Source organism: Telmatobacter sp. DSM 110680, assembly GCF_039994875.1.
Classification (GTDB): domain Bacteria; phylum Acidobacteriota; class Terriglobia; order Terriglobales; family Acidobacteriaceae; genus Telmatobacter.
Window position 1 is genome coordinate 75,223 of record NZ_CP121196.1, and the last position, 19,153, is coordinate 94,375.

The 19,153-nt window shown below is 58.6% G+C and carries 15 protein-coding genes; 13 read left to right on the forward strand and 2 right to left on the reverse strand.

Annotated features, from left to right (window positions below; genetic code table 11):
• Positions 1 to 20 precede the first annotated feature (20 nt).
• The 3 genes from P8935_RS00300 (at position 21) to P8935_RS00310 (ending at position 3,352) form a co-directional block, all read left to right on the forward strand.
• Positions 21 to 686: a PspA/IM30 family protein gene (locus tag P8935_RS00300; protein ID WP_348263014.1), complete on the forward strand. Its 666-nt coding sequence runs from the start codon at positions 21 to 23 to the stop codon at positions 684 to 686.
• A gap of 228 nt (positions 687 to 914) precedes the next feature.
• Positions 915 to 1,880 carry a hypothetical protein gene (locus tag P8935_RS00305; protein ID WP_348263015.1) on the forward strand — a complete coding sequence of 322 codons (966 nt, stop codon included), beginning with the start codon at positions 915 to 917 and terminating at the stop codon, positions 1,878 to 1,880.
• A gap of 167 nt (positions 1,881 to 2,047) precedes the next feature.
• On the forward strand, positions 2,048 to 3,352 hold the full coding sequence (locus tag P8935_RS00310; RefSeq protein ID WP_348263016.1) for a glycosyl hydrolase family 8: 1,305 nt from the start codon (positions 2,048 to 2,050) through the stop codon (positions 3,350 to 3,352).
• A gap of 168 nt (positions 3,353 to 3,520) precedes the next feature.
• Here P8935_RS00310 and P8935_RS00315 read toward each other — a convergent pair whose 3' ends face one another.
• On the reverse strand, positions 3,521 to 5,110 hold the full coding sequence (locus tag P8935_RS00315) for a hydantoinase B/oxoprolinase family protein (protein WP_348263017.1): 1,590 nt from the start codon (positions 5,108 to 5,110) through the stop codon (positions 3,521 to 3,523).
• Positions 5,107 to 7,107 carry a hydantoinase/oxoprolinase family protein gene (locus P8935_RS00320; RefSeq protein ID WP_348265377.1) on the reverse strand — a complete coding sequence of 667 codons (2,001 nt, stop codon included), beginning with the start codon at positions 7,105 to 7,107 and terminating at the stop codon, positions 5,107 to 5,109. The genes P8935_RS00315 and P8935_RS00320 overlap by 4 nt, the downstream gene beginning before the upstream one ends.
• Positions 7,108 to 7,150: 43 nt before the next feature.
• Between P8935_RS00320 and P8935_RS00325 the strand changes: the two genes are divergently transcribed.
• The 10 genes from P8935_RS00325 (at position 7,151) to P8935_RS00370 (ending at position 19,142) form a co-directional block, all read left to right on the forward strand.
• Positions 7,151 to 8,446: an MFS transporter gene (locus P8935_RS00325; RefSeq protein ID WP_348263018.1), complete on the forward strand. Its 1,296-nt coding sequence runs from the start codon at positions 7,151 to 7,153 to the stop codon at positions 8,444 to 8,446.
• A 320-nt stretch (positions 8,447 to 8,766) separates the two neighbouring features.
• The gene (locus tag P8935_RS00330; RefSeq protein WP_348263019.1) at positions 8,767 to 9,456 is read left to right on the forward strand and encodes a L,D-transpeptidase; all 690 of its coding nucleotides are present in this window, start codon (positions 8,767 to 8,769) and stop codon (positions 9,454 to 9,456) included.
• A gap of 49 nt (positions 9,457 to 9,505) precedes the next feature.
• A complete protein-coding gene (locus P8935_RS00335) occupies positions 9,506 to 9,718 on the forward strand; it encodes a hypothetical protein (protein WP_348263020.1) in 213 nt (70 codons plus the stop codon).
• On the forward strand, positions 9,715 to 11,058 hold the full coding sequence (locus P8935_RS00340; RefSeq protein WP_348263021.1) for an SPFH domain-containing protein: 1,344 nt from the start codon (positions 9,715 to 9,717) through the stop codon (positions 11,056 to 11,058). Before P8935_RS00335 ends, P8935_RS00340 begins: the two co-directional genes overlap by 4 nt.
• A gap of 142 nt (positions 11,059 to 11,200) precedes the next feature.
• Positions 11,201 to 12,466 (forward strand): hypothetical protein, encoded by a 1,266-nt coding sequence (locus P8935_RS00345; RefSeq protein ID WP_348263022.1) that lies wholly within the window; start codon positions 11,201 to 11,203, stop codon positions 12,464 to 12,466.
• Positions 12,444 to 13,790, forward strand: coding sequence for an ABC transporter substrate-binding protein (locus tag P8935_RS00350; protein ID WP_348263023.1), 1,347 nt, complete (start codon positions 12,444 to 12,446; stop codon positions 13,788 to 13,790). The genes P8935_RS00345 and P8935_RS00350 overlap by 23 nt, the downstream gene beginning before the upstream one ends.
• Positions 13,787 to 15,574 carry an ATP-binding protein gene (locus P8935_RS00355; RefSeq protein ID WP_348263024.1) on the forward strand — a complete coding sequence of 596 codons (1,788 nt, stop codon included), beginning with the start codon at positions 13,787 to 13,789 and terminating at the stop codon, positions 15,572 to 15,574. The genes P8935_RS00350 and P8935_RS00355 overlap by 4 nt, the downstream gene beginning before the upstream one ends.
• Positions 15,571 to 16,947 (forward strand): sigma-54 dependent transcriptional regulator, encoded by a 1,377-nt coding sequence (locus P8935_RS00360; RefSeq protein ID WP_348263025.1) that lies wholly within the window; start codon positions 15,571 to 15,573, stop codon positions 16,945 to 16,947. Before P8935_RS00355 ends, P8935_RS00360 begins: the two co-directional genes overlap by 4 nt.
• A 150-nt stretch (positions 16,948 to 17,097) precedes the next feature.
• On the forward strand, positions 17,098 to 18,390 hold the full coding sequence (locus P8935_RS00365; RefSeq protein ID WP_348265378.1) for a phospholipase D-like domain-containing protein: 1,293 nt from the start codon (positions 17,098 to 17,100) through the stop codon (positions 18,388 to 18,390).
• On the forward strand, positions 18,387 to 19,142 hold the full coding sequence (locus P8935_RS00370; RefSeq protein ID WP_348263026.1) for an endonuclease/exonuclease/phosphatase family protein: 756 nt from the start codon (positions 18,387 to 18,389) through the stop codon (positions 19,140 to 19,142). The genes P8935_RS00365 and P8935_RS00370 overlap by 4 nt, the downstream gene beginning before the upstream one ends.
• Positions 19,143 to 19,153: the final 11 nt, after the last annotated feature.

Below are 19,153 nucleotides of genomic sequence, written 5' to 3' on the forward strand. Positions count from 1 at the left end.
ACGGAAGGCGAGGAGGTTTTATGTCGTTACTGGATAGAGTAAGCACATTGTTGCGGGCGAACCTGAACGATCTGGTGGAGAAAGCCGAAGATCCGGAGCGGATGTTGAAGCAGGTTGTACTGGATATGGAGAACCAGCTTATGCAGGTGAAGACACAGGTGGCGATTGCGATTGCTGATCAGCATCTGCTGGACAAGAAGAAGGTGGAGCACGAACAGCAGGCAGCGGAATGGCGGCGCAAGGCGGAGTTGGCGGTGCAGAAAGGCCAGGATGATCTGGCTCGTGCCGCTCTGGAGCGTGCGTTGAGCCAGGATCAACTGGCGATTGGTTTCACCACGCAGGCTGAGGATCAGAAACAGGAAGCGGACAGCCTGCGGCAGGCGCTGCACAAGTTGGAGCAGAAGCTGACCGAAACCCGCGCGCATTGCGAGATGTTGATTGCCGAGCATCGCAGGGCAAGGGTGATAGGCCGCGCAGCGCAGGCGCAGCACATCGTAGGGAACGATCAAGAAAACACGATTAACCGCATGAAGAGCAAAGTACACGTGACGGCAGCTGAGAACGCGGCGTCGGCGGAAGTGTTGACACCGCAGTCGCTTGAAGACAAATTCAGGGCTCTTGAAAGCGAAGACAAAGTCGAAGTGATGCTGAACGAAATGAAGAGCAGAATGGCGAGCAATGGATAGGGAGGGCTTTCGGCCTTCCCTTTGTTCTCCGCTTGGTGTCGTCTTGACGTTACGGTTGTCCGTCTAACTGGAACAGGGGCCTGCGGGTTAAGGGATTTTTCGTCTAGAATTTTAGAATCGGAGGAGTTTGCAGCGAGTCTGAGTATGAGACAGCAAATTCCCGATTCCCGATCCCGTAGCGCTGAAGAGAAGCACGAGATTCCGGCAAGGCCAACGACTGGTGGTTGAATGCAATCTGCTCTACGCTTAATTTTGTGCGGCGCACTTCTATCGGCGCCGCTTGCCACCGTTGCGCAACAGGAAGGGCAGGTACCTCGGACATCGAGTGCGCCGACGATGGGACTTGATCGATCGCTACCCGATGCTCCCCTGCCGCAGGTTTCAATAGGAGAGACGTCGGAAGCGGCTTTGCCACGCGGCGACTTTGATATCACGGGGCAAAGCAGTTCAAGTTCCCAACAGCCCTCGATGCCCCAACCGCAATCAGACGATGCGCGCAAGAAGGCTCAGCAGCAGATCAACGAGCAGGAACATCAACGCGTGCTCGGAATCATTCCCGCGTTCAACACCAGTTATCGCGGAGACGCGGTATCGCTGACGGGGAAAGAAAAGATATCACTGGCATTTCGCTCTGCGGTCGATCCGATCACATTTGCGACGGCGTTTGTGGTGGCGGGTCTGCACGAAGGACTGGACGACGATCCGGGATTCGGATGGGGAACTGAGGGATATTTCAAACGATCCGGTGCTGCGTATCTCGATGCTTTCGACGGAACGATGATTGGCAACGGATTTTTGCCGGCGCTGCTTCACCAGGATCCGCGTTATTTTCGGCTGGGCCATGGAAGCACAAAGCATCGGTTGCTTTATGCGATGGCTTCGGCAGTGATTTGCAAGCACGACAATTCGGGGAAGTGGGAGCCGAATTATTCCAATATTGCAGGCAACATCGTCTCGGGCGCGCTCTCAAACTACTACTATCCGTCGAGCGATTCGGGGATAGGACAGACCATTGGCAACGGAATGACCGTGACAGCGGAAGGGACGGCAGGTTCGATCTTCCAGGAGTTCTGGCCTGATATATCAAGAAAATGGTTCCACAAGGATCCGACGCGCGGGCTGGATGCCCAGGCTCGCGAAGCGGATGAGGGAAAAAAGAAGAAGGAGAAGCAACCGCTTCCTCCGGAAAAGTAAAGGAAAGCGCGACGGCGCAGTTTTCCATTTAGCGAGACTACAAGAATCAAAGCCCGGGCTTTTTGCCCGGGCTTTTTTGCTGAGAACAATTGTAATGACGTGACGGTATACTTCTGGACGCGAGTAAACCGTTTCACTGAGAATACCCCGGGAGGAATAGCGTGCGCGTGGCAAAGAAGTTGTCGAGGGCAGTCGTATTTGGATTAGTGCTGAGCTCCACGATGGCGATCGCCAAGAATGCTTTCCAAGACGGAATCGGAGCCTATGCAACGGGCAAATACCGCAACATGTTTGCGGAGGATGGGCATTCACAGAAAGAGATACAAGCAAAGATTGACGCGGCGTATCAGCAACTGTTTCACGGCGACAAGCAGACTCAGGCGATTGCGTTTGACGCGGGGAGCAACGCGAATGGGCCACTAATGTATGTGACGGACTGGGCGAATCACGATGTACGGACAGAGGGCATGTCGTACGGGATGATGATCACGGTTGAGTTGGGGAAAAAAAATGAGTTCGACGCGATCTGGAATTGGGCGAAGACGTATATGTACATCGCCGATCCCAAAGTGCCCAGTTACCAGTTTTTCGCGTGGTCGTGCAAGACGGATGGAACCCACAACTCCGAGGGAGCCGCTCCGGATGGGGAATCGTATTTTGCGATGGCACTATTGTTCGCGTCGAATCGCTGGGGAGATGGGAGAGGGATTTACGACTATCACGCTGAAGCGGAAAAACTGCTGACAGCGATGGTGCATCGGCCACTGATCACCGCGCCGGGAAAGTATGGGCCACACACGGTGGGGCCGATGATGAATCCAGATCCTCCAATGATCCTGTTTGTGCCGGATGTGTTTGGCCAGGCATTTACGGACCCTTCCTATCATCTTCCGGCATTTTATGAGTTGTGGGCGCGATGGGGACCGAAGGAGGATCGCGCGTTCTGGGCAGAGGCGGCCGAGACGAGTCGAGTATTTTTTGTGAAGACCACCAATCCCGTGACGGGACTGGCGCCAAGTTATGCGAACTTCGATGGAACTCCGCATGTGAACCGGTTTCCGCAGTCGGGTGAATTCGGATACGACGCCTGGAGGACTGCGAGCAACTGGTCAGTCGATTGGTCGTGGTGGCACAAGGCTCCCGCAGAGCAGGATCTTAGCGATCGCATACAGAAGTTTTTCGCGTCGCAGGGTGTCGACAAGTACGGCCCTGTGTTCACGCTGGATGGGAAAGATCTGGGCGCGACGCCGGGGCTGACGCATGAAGATCATCCGATTGGACTGATGGGAACGAACGCTGTGGCGGGGCTGGCGGCTAAAGACCGTGCGACCGAGAAGAAGTTCACGGAGGCGTTGTGGAATGCGCCGATTCCGTCGGGACAGAACCGGTATTACGATGGGATGTTGTACCTGATGAGCTTTTTGCATGTGAGCGGGGAGTTTCGGGTGTGGAAGCCGAGAACCGGGGAGTGAAGGGCGGACCCTTCGCGGTGCCTATCTGTTTATTCACGGCTGCATCGATCGAAGGATAAGACATCCTTCGATCCGCTTACTCCAACTTTGTGGGGGCTCCAAGCTGCTCAGGATGACACATTATCTAATGAACTAGCTTGGTAAATGCTGGAAGCTTGCATCCGGTGTTCAGGAACTCGACTTGCCCCAGGCACCGCCGCCGGGGGATTCTATGCGGATGCGGGTGCTGGGTTTGAGTTCGCGGGTGCATTTGCCGGGGAGTTCTTCTTCGATGTTGTCGCGAACGATGGTGGTGTGACCCGCTGCGCCGGAGTTACCGCCATGCAGTCCCCATGGTTGTGTCTTACGCCGATCAGCGAGTAGCGTCACCTGCGCATCGCCTAGCAATTCGAGTTCGCGAACTATGCCGTCACCGCCGCAATGCTTCCCTGCTCCGCCGGAGTTCGGTCGGAGCGCGTAACGAATCATGCGGAAGGGATAGGCGTACTCGAGCGCTTCGACGGGAGTGTTGAGAGAGTTGGTCATGTGGGCGTGATGGCCGCTTGCGCCGGGGGATTGCGGCGAGGCGCCGTGGCCGCCGGCGATGGTTTCGTAGTACGTGTAAGACTGGCCGTTTCTCGGATCGATACCGCCGATGGTGAGGTTGTTCATAGTGCCGGAACTGGCGGCGGGGATGCGATCGGGCAGTGCGGGAGCGAGAGCGCGCATGAGAGTGTCGACGATGCGCTGCGAAGTTTCAACGTTGCCGCCTGCAACAGCTGCGGGTGGACGCGCATTGACGATGGAGCCCTCGGGTGCGAGAACTTTAACGGGACGCATGAGTCCGGCGGTGGCGATGGCGCCCGGCGGCAACAGACAACGAAAAACATAGAAGACTGCCGACCAGGTGATGGCGTATACAGCGTTGATGCTGCCGGGAACCTGGGGATCAGTACCAGCGAAGTCGACGATAGCGCGGCGGCGTTTGGAATCGTTTCTGATGTTGACGCGAATGGCGATGGGGCCGGAGATTACGCCATCGTCGTCGAGAAAATCTTCAGCCTGCCACTGGCCGGCGGGCAACGAGGCCAGGACGTTTTGCATGAGGCGCTCGGAGCCGTCGAGCATGGCGCGTATTCCATTCAGCAGACGGGCGTGGCCGAAGCGGGTGACTAGTTCAAGCATGCGTGTGGCGCCGATGCGGCATGCACCGAGTTGCGCGGTGAGGTCGCCTTCGCGTTCTCTGGGAGTGCGAACGTTGGCGAGGATGGTTGCGAGAAGTTGCGAGTCCATTTTTCCGGCGCGCATGAGCTTGACCGGCGGTATGCGGATACCTTCCTGCGCAATCTCGCGGCAGGGCCCCATGGACCCGGGATACATGCCGCCGACGTCGGCGTGGTGGGCGCGGTTGGCGATGTAGAACGCAGCGCGATTGCGGCCAGGGAAAAACACGGGAGCGACCATGGTGATGTCGGGCAGGTGGGTGCCGCCACGATAGGGATCGTTGAGCAGAGCCACATCACCGTTTTCAAGACGAAGGTCCGCTAGCACGGCGGCGACGGACATCGGCATCGAGCCTAGGTGGACAGGCATGTCGTCGCCCATCGCGATGAGGTCGCCGTCCGCGGAAAAAACAGCAGACGAATAATCGCGGCGCTCTTTGATGTTGGGCGAGAAGGCGGTGCGGCGCAGAGCTGCACCCATTTCGACGGCGACGGAGTGGAGCGCGTGACCGATAACGGCGATTTCGGCTGGGTCGGGCTGGTGGCGCGTTGTCATCCACGGACTCCTGATGTTGGGGTGAGGACGAGATTCGAGAGCGAGTCGACGGCGGCTGTCCAGTTGGCGGGCAGATAGGTGGTGGCGCTGAGTTCCGAGATGACCGCTGGGCCAGTGATGCGATTGCCGGGATGAAGAAGGGCACGGTCGTAGAGCGCAGCATTGCGCCAGCGGCCGTCCTCGAAGATGCGGTGCGTGGAGAGTTGCGCCTGGCTTGCGCCGGGCTTGCTGAGAGATGCGCGCGTGAGTCGCGGCTTCCGGGAGCGCGCGACAGCTTGAACGCGCAGGGTTACGATTTCGACCGTGCGGGTGGGGTCGGAGTATCCGTAAGATCGCGCGTGGAGGCTATGAAATTTCTCCACCGCTTTGGCGGACCAATCGACGCGGAGTTCGAAGCCCTGGCCTTGATAACGGACGTCAGCGGAACGTGTAAAGATGGGCTTTGCGTTTTCGGCTGTGAATACTGCTCGGGCATCTGCTTCAAGGTCGCTGAAGATTCTCGCGATTTGCGGGGCACCAGGCGCGAGCATGACGGTGCGCGAGAATTCGCGGCGTAGGTCGGCGTCTAGGATGCCAAGTGCGGAGAGTGCTCCGGGAGCGGCGGGAATTAGAACGCGGCGAATGCCGAGTGCCGAAGCCAGGGCGCAGGCGTGAAGCGGACCAGCACCGCCGAATGCGAGGAGCGTGAAGGCGCGCGGGTCGTGGCCGCGTTCCACGGAGACACGGCGAAGAGCTGATTCCATGCGGGCGTTAGCGACTCGTAGGATGCCCTCGGCTAGATGCTCGAGTGAGTCGAAGGATTTTGTAGGGACGGCGGAGAGCGATCTGCGTGCGCGATCTTCGTCGAGACGCATGGCACCGCCTAGGAAGTAATCGGGATGAAGACGGCCGAGGACGAGGTTGGCATCGGTGACGGTGGCCTGATCGCCACGGCCGTAGCACGCAGGACCAGGAATGGCTCCGGCGGATTGCGGACCAACCTGCAGAGCGCCGGCGGTGTCCATCCATGCGAGAGAGCCACCGCCCGCGCCGGCGGTGTGAATGTCGAGCATGGGAACGCCGACGGGGAGACCTGCGATCTGGCCTTCAGTGCTGGTAGGCGGCTCGCGCGTTGCATCGAGGAGCGCAACGTCGGTGGAGGTTCCGCCCATATCGAAGGTGAGTATGCGATCGATGCCGGCGGAGCGAGCGACGCCGAGTGCGCCGATGACGCCTCCAGCAGGTCCGGAGAGGATGGTGCGAACAGGTTCGCGCGCGGCGGAGGCGGCAGAGAGGATTCCGCCCGAGGATTGCATGATGCTGAGGGTCGCGTTGCGTCTAGCGAGACCCCGTTCGAGGGCCTGAATATATTTTTGCAGGCGCGGAGCGAGGTAAGCGTTGAGGGCTACTGTCGATCCTCGTTCGTATTCACGAAACTCGGGGAGAACCTGGTGAGAGAGCGAGATTGGGAGGTGCAGAGATTCGAGAGCCTTGGCGACGGCTTGCTCGTGCGCCGGATTCACGAAGGAAAAGAGGAGTGAGACGGCGATGGATACAGCTTTGGATTTTCGGATGTCGCGCCAGAGATGATCGAGCGAGAATGAGCTAGGCGCGAGGAGAACTTCGCCGTTGGGCCCGATGCGCTCGGGGATGCCAAAGCAGATGTCGGTGATGGGCGCGGGGCGATGGTGATTCCAGTCGTAGAGATCGGGGCGTGCCTGACGGGCGATGGCGAGCGTGTCTTCAAATCCTGCGGTGGTAACGAACGCAACGCGTGCGCCTTTACGTTCGAGCAGGGCGTTGGTGGCGACGGTGGTGCCGTGTCGGACTTCGACGGTCGCATGAGGAACTTGGCTCGCAATTCGGCGTACGGCTTCCAGGATGGCGCGGCTTGGATCGTCAGGTGTGGAGGGGAGCTTGAGCACGCTGATGCGGTTGCCGATGCGGTAGACGCAATCAGTGAAGGTGCCGCCGGTGTCGATGGCGATGGTGAGGTGCGGAGCCACTTCACAAAACATATCAGGCACAGGCTTTCTGAATGTAGACCTGAAGCGATGAGGAGTGAGACGCTGGAGTTCACTCGGAACGAATGCTGAACGGAGCTTATCCATTTCAATCAACCCAAATTTAGCGCCGGTAGTTTCGTTCCGTTGGAGCGAGGCAACGACGACGCAACGGCGGGTGGTTCTGGCGGCGTCGCTGGGGTGGATGCTGGACGCATTCGACGTCATGCTCTACTCCATTGTGCTGGCGACACTGATGCGCGCTTTCGGCATGAGCCGAACGACGGCGGGGTTGTTGAATGCGCTGACCCTGATCGCTTCCGCGCTGGGCGGGCTGTTATTTGGCGTGCTCGCGGATAGATTCGGGCGGAGGCGGATGCTGAGTGTGAGCATCCTCGTCTATTCAGTTTTCACGTTTGCGTGCGGTTTCTCGACCAGCATCACGATGCTGGCGGTATGCCGGTTTCTGCTGGGACTGGGGATGGGCGGCGAATGGAACACGGGTGCGGCGCTGGTTGCGGAGAGTTGGTCGTCGGCGCTGCGAGGACGTGCGCTGGGTATTGTGCAGAGCAGCTGGGCGGTGGGTTATGCGATCTCGGCGGTGGTGGCGGGATTGATTCTGGCCCATGCGAGTTGGCGATGGGTGTTCTTTGCGGGGATTCTGCCGGCGGGGCTGGTGTTTTGGATTCAGAGCCATGTGCCGGAGCCGCCATTATGGAAGCGTGCTCATGCTGCACGGGCGAAGGACGAGACATGCAGTAGGCTACGCGGATCGGTGAAGGCGCTCGCGGTGCTGACGGCTACGAACACGCTGGGGATGTTCGGGTGGTGGGGATTGTTTACGTGGATTCCGGCTTACCTGGTGCTGCCGGCGGCGCAGGGCGGACGTGGATTTGCGGCGCTAAGCCTGACGGGATTTCTGGTGACGGTGAACCTGCTGGGAATGCTGCCGGGCTATTTGCTGTTTGGGGTGTTGGCAGACAGGTTTGGCCGGAAGCGGACATTCGTCGTGTATCTGGCGGCGGCTGCATTGGCGGTTCCGCTGCTGGCGGGGGCGCGACAGCCGGGATGGATTCTTCTTTTCGCGTGCGTGGCAGCATTTTTCGGAACGGGATTCTTTACGGGATCGGGGATTATCGGGAGCGAGATTTTTCCCACGGAAAGCCGGGCTACGGCGTTGGGGATTTCGTATAACGTGGCGCGTGGATTGAGTGCGCTGGCTCCGGTGACGATTGGTGTGCTGAGCGAGCGGCATGGACTGCCGTGGGCGTTTGGGGCTAGCGCAGCGGCGTTTGCCGGGGCGGCTTGCGTGGCGTTGATGCTGCCGGAGACGCGCGGGGTGGAGTTGGCGTAGGGATCGCGTCTCGTTCGGTTCTTTCTCTCATGTCTCAAGAGAGACCCAGGATGGCGGTGCTGGAGGGTGGACTCTCGCTTTCCCACCCATGCGACAAAGGGGTCGCATGGATGGGGCACCCAAGGTCTTGATCGTCGGAATTCTGACGAAACAGTTCTTGTTCTAAGTGAATAGCCTCGACTGCTAGCGCAATCAGCTTGATTGCCACACTGGCTCGTCTTCGAACGTGTCAGCCGAGACACAGTCGTGTTTATCGAGACACGACCCTGATCGCAATTTCTTCCACTAAATGTCTTGTTTTCAATGCTTGGCGCATTGGCATGCGTCCTGCAATCTCTTTCAGCGTGGCGGAACGAGATCAAGTGGGGGACGCGATGAACGGATTGAGCAAATGGGCGGTGACGGCGAGTGCGGCGGCGGTTCTGGGAGTGCAGGCGATGGGGCAGCAGGTTGCTGCGACGAAGACGGTCGCGGTTCCGGCCAAGCGCGTGATCGTGGTGAGCCTGGCAGACCGCAAGCTGGCGCTGGTGGAAGACGGACAAGTGAAGAAGGTCTACACCGTTGCGGTGGGCAAGCCCACGACACCGAGTCCCACCGGAACGTTCTCGATTGCACGGCGCGTCAAGAATCCCGTTTATCAGCATGAAGGCAAGACAGTGCAGCCGGGACCCGGGAATCCGGTGGGGACGCGGTGGATGGGACTGAGCGTGAAGGGCTACGGAATTCACGGGACCAATGAACCGAAGTCGATCGGCAAAGCTGCTTCGCATGGGTGCATCCGGATGGCGAAGAAAGATCTGGAAGAGATGTACGAGCTGGTGAATGTGGGTGACACGGTGGAGCTAGTCGGCCAGCGCAACGAAGAGACGGCGCAGTTGTTCGGCGGAGAGCAGCAGCCAGTGGTTGCGGGCACACGGGAACCGGTGATGACGGCTAGCGCAACGGCAACCCCGGCGACAGCAACGATCGCGTCAGCTACGGACGGTGTGGCGGTTACAGGCAACTGGTAGTCAGGGTCGACTGAGAGTTTTGTCCGGAACGAATGATGGGGAGGGCGCGATGAGGCTGCTGGCAGATGCGATGAGCGGGATGGGGGCGGCACTGTTGCCGGTAGCGGCGGCGCTGTTGTTTGAGGAGTTGACGTTTGGCGGGCTGGTCCGGCTGTTGCTTGCTCCATGGCCGTTAGCCAGAAAACACGGGGCGCCCAGAGGCGGAATGTCGCCACGGTGCGGACGGAAAGAGCACACCCACGTATGTGGAGGCGGAAAATGATTGCGCTGAAGACGTTGCTGATGATCACGGGAATGTTGCTGATGACGATTGCAGCGGGAATCCCGCTGCATGGATTGTGGATGCAGATTCACTATGTGATGAAGAAGAAGTCCGGCAAGGATGGCTTGCTGTTGGAGTCGGGCGTTGTGGAGCCGGAACCTGGTCCGATTGTTTGGCGCGGACCAGTGGCTCTGGCATTGGTGGCATGTATCCCGCTGCTGATGGCGACGAGCATGGTGGTGGTACCGAGCGGGATGGGCGGCGTGCGCATCAGCCAGGTTGGCGGAACAGAACCGGGAACGTTGTATCCGGGTTTGCACTTTGTGACACCGCTGGTGGAAAGCGTACAGCTGTTTGATTTGCGCGATCACATCTTCACTGCGGGAGTAGCGGATGCAGGCACGCCCGGCATCAAGAATTCGATGACGGTGCAATCACGCGAGGGACTGAACATCGGGATGGCGGTGACCGTTCGGTATCGCCTCGACCCAAACAAGCTGGCCAGCGTGCAGGCGCACTTGGAGCAACCGGCGGATAAACAGCTTGTACCTCCGGTGGTGGCGAGTGCGTGGCGCGAACTGGCGCCGTCGTACACGGTACGCGAGATTTTTTCGAGCAAGCGGGAAGAAGTGAGGAATAAGGCTGCAGAAATTATTACGAAGAAGCTGGGTGCGGACGGGATCGTAGTGGAAGAAGTGATGCTGGCGGACATTCAGTTGCCAGAGCAGTATGCGAAGGGTCTGGAAGGACTGCTGTTGAAAGAGCAGGAAGACGACCAGATGACTGTGGACACCGAGATCCAGCAGAAGCAGGTGAGGATTGCCGAGTTGCAGGCTGAGGCCATGGCAAAACAAAAGGAGAAGCAGGCTGAAGGCGATGCGCACTCGAGGGTGATTGAAGCCAAGGGTGAGGCGGATGCGATGCAATACACGCTGCCGCTGAAGCAGAAACAGATTGAGCAGAGCAAGCTGGAGGCGGAAGCGCGTAAGGAAGCGACTATCCAGAATGCGCAGGCAGACGCGGAAGCAAAAGTGATTGACAGCAAGGCTGAACTGCAACGGCGCAACCTGCTGGCCGATGCGGAGGCGAGTCGCATCAAGTTGATTGCCAGTGCCAATGCAGAACGGATGACGAGCGAGGCAGCGCTGTTGAACAAGTCACCGCTGTTGATTAACAAGATCGTGGCCGAGCGACTTTCGGACAAGATCCAGGTGATGATGGTGCCGTCGGACGGAAAGTTCTTCTTTGCGAACGATGTGTTCAAGAGCATGGCAAATGCGCCGGTGGTGAAGCAGGAGATGGATTCAGAGTCGGAGGTTGGACCGAAAAGTGGGCATTGACGCAAAGGGGTGGCAGAAGAGGCGCAGCGGGAGCTGCGCTTCTTCATTACCAGCAGGACACTTGGCAGTGCGGATTCACGGACGCACTTAGCCGCAAACGATATAATCCGCGCAAAGAACAAGCAGAGAAATGATGAGGGCAATGAGGCGGATCCGGGCAATCATGTTGGGGCTTTCAGGGTTGTCAGCGGTCGCAATATGCGCGTCGCAGGCATCGGTGAAGCCGAGCCGCTGGGCGCAACCCGCAGCGGACCTAGCGGGACAGGTCAGCGACATTCTCGGGCCTGGCCAGGTGCAGTTGACCATTCGAAATTTATCCACGATTGAGACGGGCGAGATTCCCGCGATTCGGAAATCGCTGGAACAGGATTTGAACTCCCATGGAGTGCTGACTTCCGGTGCGGAGAGCGCGAATTTGATTCGCGTGACGCTGAGTGAGAATGCACGCGAGAGATTGTGGGTTGCTGAGGTAGTGGAAGGCCACGTGACGCACGTGGCGATGGTGCATGTGGAGCTTTCTGCCGAGCGGGTCGCAGCTGCGGATTCAAGGCTGGTGTTGCGCAAAGAGAAGGTCGCAGGGCTCTTCAATCGAATTGGCGGAACAGCGCAAGACAACCCTATTCTGGCTTTTGCTCAGATCAACGGACACCTCGTGGTGATATTCGCGGATCGCATTTCGATTTTTTCTTCCGGAGTGAGTGGCTGGGCCGAAGTGAATGCATTTCCGCTGAATAGGAAGCTGCCACGAGATCCTCGGGCAATCCTGATGGCGAACGCGGATGGCGGGAGCTTCACGGCCTATATTCCGGGAGGGCAATGCACGGGCAACTATTCCCTTCCCCTGGCCGGCGCTACCGCAGACAGTGGCTGGAGCGTACGCTGTCATGCGAGCGACGATCCCTGGCCCATTTATCAGAGCGCCGATGCGAGTAGTGCGACCGCATTGAAGGCGTTTTACAATCCCGCGCGCGATTACTTCACTGGAGTTGTGACGCCAGCGATCGGTGTGGATTTGCCGGCATTCTATTCGGCAGGAATGATTCCGCGTGCGGCGGGCGGAGCAGCTTTGCTGGTTGCGGGAATTGATGGCAAAGTCTCAATCGTGGAGAACGGGGCGCTGCGCGCGGTTGCGGGAACTCGTGACTGGGGTAGCGATTTCGCTGTGGTGCGCTCTGGATGTGGTGCAGGCACACAGGTGATTTCGTCCAGCTCGGGCGAAGCGGCGAACGATAGCTTGCGCGCATTTGATATTCCTGCGCTGGAGGCAATCGCGGTAAGCGGTCCGCTGGCGCTGGACGGAGCAGTGACCGCGCTGTGGACGGCTGCGGATGGGAAGAGTGCGCTTGCTGTGGTGCGTAATGCAAGCAACCAATACGAGGTGGACCGTGTTACGGCGCTTTGCAATTAGTTTTCTGCTGGTCTCGGTTGGGATTTGCGCATGGGGAAGGACGCGTTCGCACTATGGCGGCACGCTACGGGTGGAGATCGCGGGCGATCCGTGGGAGCGGCAGGATGGAATTGCGCGGCGGCTTGTGTATGACTCGCTGACCGAACTTGATTCAAGCGGCGCGGTGCATCCGGCGCTGGCGCTGACTTGGGACTCAGACAATAACAATCACCGCTGGCAATTTCGGCTGCGTCCGGGAGTGCACTTTCACGATGGCACATCGTTGACGTCGGCGGCGGTGGCGGTATCGCTTACAGGTTCGTGCACTGCAGATTGCCCTTGGGGCGCGGTGAAAGCGGTGGGTCAGCTTGTGGTGTTTACGAGCGATTCGCCGATGCCGAATTTGCCTGCACTGCTGGCGGGTGATCAGTTTCTGATCGCACAGACCACCACGCCAGATGGGGAGACTCCGGCGGGAAGAATTGGGACGGGACCGTTCCAAATGACCGGATTTAGCAATGGCGTGTTGACGTTAACTGCGAATGAAAACTGCTGGCAGGGCCGGCCGTTTGCGGATGCGATGGAGATCCGGGTGCGTCGGCCGGTACGCGAACAATGGCTGGATCTGAGTGTGGGGCGTACCGATGTTGTCGAGGTTCCTGCGGAGTTGTTGCGACAGGCACAGCAACAGAGGATGACGGTTCTGATATCGCCCCCGGTCAGGCTTCTAGTGATGCAGGTGACTGACATGGGAGCGCTGGCAAATGTGAAATTGCGCGGCGCCATTGCGGCAGCAGTCGATCGCAGCGCCATCTACAGCGTGATTTTCCAGAAACAGGGACAAGTGACAGCGAGTTTGCTGCCGCAGAGAATGACGGGCTATTCCTTCTTGTTTCCGACGGATCGGGATTTGAACAAAGCGCATGAGCTTCGTGGAGGACTGACGACTGGAACGCTGACTCTGGCGACCGAGGGCGACGGCGCAATGCAACTGGCAGCGCAGCGAATTGGGCTGAATCTGCGGGAGGCAGGATTCAATGTACAGATGGCGAGCCCAGGCGCGCAGCGTGCGGACCTAGTCTTACGCGAAATTCGCGTGGCTGAGATTGAGCCATCGGCAGCGCTCGAGCAGATTCTGCGGAGTGTGGGAGACTTTACTCCGATGACCGCAACGACTGCGCAGGAATTATTGAAAGCCGAGCAGAACGCGCTGGATCAGAAGACGGTAGTTCCCCTCCTTGATCTGCCGCGTGCTTATGCTACCGGAGCGCGCGTGCGTGACTTGCGGCTTCGCACGGATGGAATGCCGGACCTGGCGGATGCATCACTTGAGGCGGCACAGTGAGCCTTCGTCAGAAATTGCTACTGCTGTTCTCGCTGACTGTGGCGGCGGCGGTGGCAGCGGTGGCCTGGACGGTGCTGGTGCGGATCAGGCAGGTGTTTGAGACGCGCGACCAGGAAGAGACTGCGCTTTTTGTCAGCCAGTTTCAGCGCGAATTTCAGCATCGATCGGCGGATGTTGCCGCGGCCGTGGATCGCGTTGCAGCGCAGGAACGCGTGCGCAATATGGCGTTCGAACTTGTGCAATCGAACGACGCTGCCCCGTATTTGAATGAGGCGCAGACGCTGGCGCAGGATGCGCAGTTGGATTTTCTTGAGATCGTAGGACCGGATGGAAACATTGTGAGTTCGGCGCAGTGGCCGGCGCGATTTGGATACGCAGAGGCTGCCGCACGGGAGGCTGCGCAGACACCTTTCCTCAAACGTGAGGAACTCGCGGATGGCAGTTCGGTGCTGGGGCTATTTGCAGTGCGTGCGATTCGTGGAGCTGAACCTGCTGTGAAACTTGTAGCAGGCAGACGACTCGACCAGGGGTTTCTGGCGGATCTGCCGGTTGCGCCAGGGATGCAGGTGGGGCTGTACAGCATTGCGGTCGATTCAGACAATGTGCTTGCGAAAGGCTTTGATCCTAAGCGACTGGTAAGTGCAAATGGCGACATGGCGGAAGCTCCACGGTACGCTTCTTTGATTGATCGCGCGCGCAACGGCGGGCAGCAGTTGAGTGGCGTTCTCTACCTGACCTCACGGCGCGAAGACAGCGTTACTGCGACAGCAATCCCCTTGAAGAATTCGGCAGGTGAGGTTCTGGCGGTGCTGACGGTTGCGATTTCGCGAGGCGGCCTGGTTGCGGAGCAGCAGCAGATTCGCGCGATTGCTTACGGCGTGGCGAGTGGCGGGATTCTGCTGGCGATTATCTTCAGCTTGTGGATTGCAGCGCGGGTGTCACGACCGGTGGAGGAGCTGGCTCGGGCGGCAGAAGAAGTGGCAAGCGGGAGTTGGGACACGCAGGTGCCGGTGCGGGGGCGAGATGAGGTTGCGGTGCTGGCACGCAGTTTCAATCACATGACGGGTGAGTTATCGAATCAGCGCGAGCGACTGGTGCAGAGCGAACGCGTTGCGGCATGGCGTGAACTGGCGCGAAGGCTGGCGCATGAACTGAAGAATCCGCTGTTTCCGCTGCAGTTGACGGTGGAGAACCTGGTGCGAGCGCGACAGCTGCCGGAGGCGGAGTTCGATGAAGTGTTCAACGAGAGCACGCAGACGCTGGGGATGGAGATCGGCAATCTGAAGAAGATCATTGGACGGTTCAGCGACTTCAGCAAGATGCCGAAGCCGGAGCTCGAACACATTGATGCGCGGGAGGTAGTGGAGCGAGTGAGGGCGCTCTATGCAGTTGCTGGCGAAGACGGTCCAAGAATCACGGTGAAGACAGAAGTTGATGATCGGCCGATGCCGCTGATGGTGGATCCTGACCTGCTGCATCGGGCGCTGTCGAATCTTGTACTCAATGCGAAGGATGCAATGCCTGAAGGTGGAACGGTGACTATTTCAGCTCATGCGAAGGGCGAGCAAGTGGAGTTGCGGGTGGCGGACACTGGCCAGGGACTCACGCAGGAGGAATGCGAGCGGCTGTTCACACCCTATTACACGACCAAGCAGCACGGGACGGGGTTGGGGCTGGCGATTGTGCAGTCGGTGGTGGCGGATCATGCGGGTACCATAACGGTGGAGAGCAGGAACGGACGGGGCGCGACGTTTGTGATCACGCTGCCGAGGGATGAGGGATGAGCGCAAAGATTTTGATTGTCGATGATGAAGCCAACACGCTGGCATCGCTGTCGCGCGCCTTCAGGCTGGCGGGGCACGAGGCTGTGGTGTGCGACAACGCCGCGCGGGCGTTGGAATTGGCGCAGGCTCAGCCCTTCGATTTAATCCTGAGCGACGTGGTGATGCCGAAACGCGATGGGCTTTCACTGCTTGAAGACCTGAAGAATGCCGAGGTCGCTACACCTGTGGTGATGATGAGCGGGCAGGCGCATATCGAGATGGCGGTTCGGGCGACGCGGTTGGGAGCGCTGGATTTTCTGGAGAAGCCGCTGACGACCGAGAAACTGCTGGTGACGGTCGAGAACGCGATGAAGCTGACGCGACTCGAAGCGGAGAATCGTGATCTGCGCATGCGTGTGGGCAAGCACACCATGGTGTGGAGTGGTGAGACGATGCGGCGCGTGATGGCACAGGTGGAGCGCGTGGCGGCTAGCGAGACACGGGTTTGCATCTATGGCGAGACCGGCACAGGAAAGGAACTGGTAGCGCGCACTGTGCACGAAAAAAGTCATCGCGCGAGTGGACCGTTTGTGACGTTGAATTGCGCGGCGGTGCCGGCGGAGTTGATTGAGAGCGAGCTGTTCGGACACGAGAAGGGATCGTTCACGGGTGCGGCGCAACGGCACAGTGGCAAGTTCGAGCAGGCGCATCGGGGAACTCTTTTTTTGGACGAGATCGGCGATATGCCGGTGGCGATGCAGGCCAAGCTGTTGCGCGTGCTGGAAGAGGGTGAATTGGAACGGATCGGCTCCGACAAGCCGACCAAGGTTGACGTGCGCGTGGTTGTGGCAACGCATCGTAATCTAGAACAGTTGGTCGACAACGGCGGATTCCGGCGCGATCTGTATCACCGCGTGGTGGTGTTTCCGCTGACGCTGCCGCCTTTGCGCGAGCGATGTGAAGATCTGCCAGCGTTGGTGGAACACTTTGCGCGGCAAGTGAGTACTCAAAACGGATGGAAGCCTGTTCCATTCAGCTCCGAAGCAATTAGGGCGCTGAAGGAATACGGCTGGCCGGGAAATATTCGCGAACTACGTAATGTCGTGGAGCGACTCCTCTTACTTGCAGGCGATGCGGTTTCAGCCGAAGATGTGCGCATGGCGCTCCCCGCGACGCCGAATGGCGGTGGAGCGCAGATGAGGGCTGATGGCGGAGCGGGCCCGCTCGCACAACGAGTGCTTGCTTTTGAGAGGGAGGCAGTGCTCGCGGAACTCGAGCGGCACGGACGGCATATTACGCAGACAGCAAAGGCGCTTGGGCTGGAACGGAGCCATCTTTACAAAAAATGTCAGCAGTTAGGGATCGATCTGCAAAATCTGCCGGCGCGGGATTGAAGGACTTGATTTGCCGAGTTGAAGATCGCATTAAGGCGCGAACTCTTCCCTTTTCATGTGCATCTAAACCCAAGTGATCGCCCTCGCATGCCGCATTCTTCAATTCACGAACGATGACCCGAACGCTGCTTGGAAAGGCGGCCCGGCGTGATGATGTTGGCAGTCTCAGTTCCCACCGGCGTGGCAGTGCTTGCGCTGATTGCGCTGATTTTCTTCCTGTCGTCGCTGCTGGGCGGTTTGATCGGACCCCTTCCGCGATACAAATTGACCAGCGTGGACGAACTGCCTCCGAATGATTGCGATCGCTTTCTGGAGATCGTGGAAGCGCTGACGGATGCGCAGTTGAATCGAACCGGCGATTTGGAAGTTCTAACCAATGGACCCGCTTTTTATCCCGCTGAATTAGAAGCCATCCGGAGCTCTGCGCAAAGCGTGAATCTGGAAGCGTACATCTTTCAAAAAAGCGATATCTCCCGGCAGTATGTCGATGCGTTGACGGAACGTGCGAGAACCGGCGTTCGTGTGAATCTCGTGCTCGACGCCTTTGGGAGCGCGGGGACTGGGAAGTCTTTTTTCAAGACGCTGCTTGATGCCGGGGGCAAGGTGAACTGGTACAACTCGCCGCGCTGGGATCGTCTAATGCACATGGATAATCGCACGCATCGAGAGCTGATGATTGTGGACGGCAGGATCGGATTCATCGGCGGGGCGGGCATTGCAGACCAGTGGTACAAGGGTGCGGATGGACAGCCTCGGTGGCGCGATTCCGTGGTGCGCGTTGAGGGCGAAGCGGTGTACAACTTGCAATCCACATTTGCAGAGAATTGGCTGGCAGCATCGGGCGAGTTATTGACGGGAGAGGCGTATTTTCCACGCATACAGAATGACCATCCGCTGGTTTCGATGGTGGTTAACAGCACGCCGACGGTGGGCGGGTCGACGCGGGCGCGGATTCTCTTTCAGCTGCTGCTGGCGTCTGCGCGGCGCAGCATCTCAATTACCACGCCGTATTTTCTTCCTGATAAGAGCTTGATGCAGGAACTGTGCAATGCGGTAGAACGCGGACTGAGGGTACGGATCCTCGTCCCCGGCAGGAAGAGCGATCATATGGTAACGCGCAGTACGAGCCGGGCCGGGTACGGGGAGTTGCTGAAAGCCGGGGCCGAGGTGTACGAATATCGACCGTCGATGATTCACGCCAAGGTATTGTGCGTAGATGACCTGTGGCTGGTGGTGGCGACGAATTTTGATAATCGTTCATTTGGAATTAATGATGAAGTGAACCTTGCGGTGAGAGATACTTCGGTGGCGATGCGATTTGAGAATGATATGGCGCTTGATCTGAAACAGAGCCGCAGGATTTCACTGGAAGACTGGAATCACCGACCGTTAACGGAGCGTGCGACAGAGCTAATGGGCATGGTGATCGAGCGACAACAATGAACAAAGACTCGGCTCAATTCCGCATCGCTTCATACAACACCCACAAGTGCCGAGGGATTCATGGCACGATATCGCCGGACCGCGTAATTCGCGTTATTGAAGAACTGGGAGCGGACATCCTATGTCTACAAGAAATTGTGGATGCCGAGGGAGGCACAGGAAAGTTCGACCAGGCGCGACAGATATCCGAGGCGTTTCCGGATTTAAATGTGTCGTTCGGTGAAACACGTCCGCTGCATGGAGGACGTTACGGCAACATGCTGATGACGCGCTTTCCGATTGTGGAGACACGCACGCATGACATTACCAAGTCGACGCGTGAAGAACGTGGCGTGCTGCAGTGCGCGATTGAGGTGGGCACGGACAGAATTGTCAATGTGTTTAACGTGCATCTGGGCACAGGCTACATGGAGCGTCGTAAACAAATTGCGGTGTTAATCGGCGAGGACATCCTGGCACAGCCTGACTTGAGTGGACCGCGCATCGTTATCGGCGACTTCAACGAGTGGACGCGCGGGCTTACGACGAGATTACTGCAGCAGAGTTTTCAGAGCGATCGTCCCATTCGAAACCGGCGTTCGGCGCGCACCTATCCTGGAGTGCTTCCAATATTGAGTCTTGATCACTGCTATTACGAAGCGCCGCTGGAGATGAAGAGCACAGAAATCTGGCGCAGCCGGAGAGCGATGATTGCATCCGATCACTTGCCGCTGATCGCCGACTTTCATCTGCCAGCGAACGGGAAGCACTAAAGCAGTTGGAC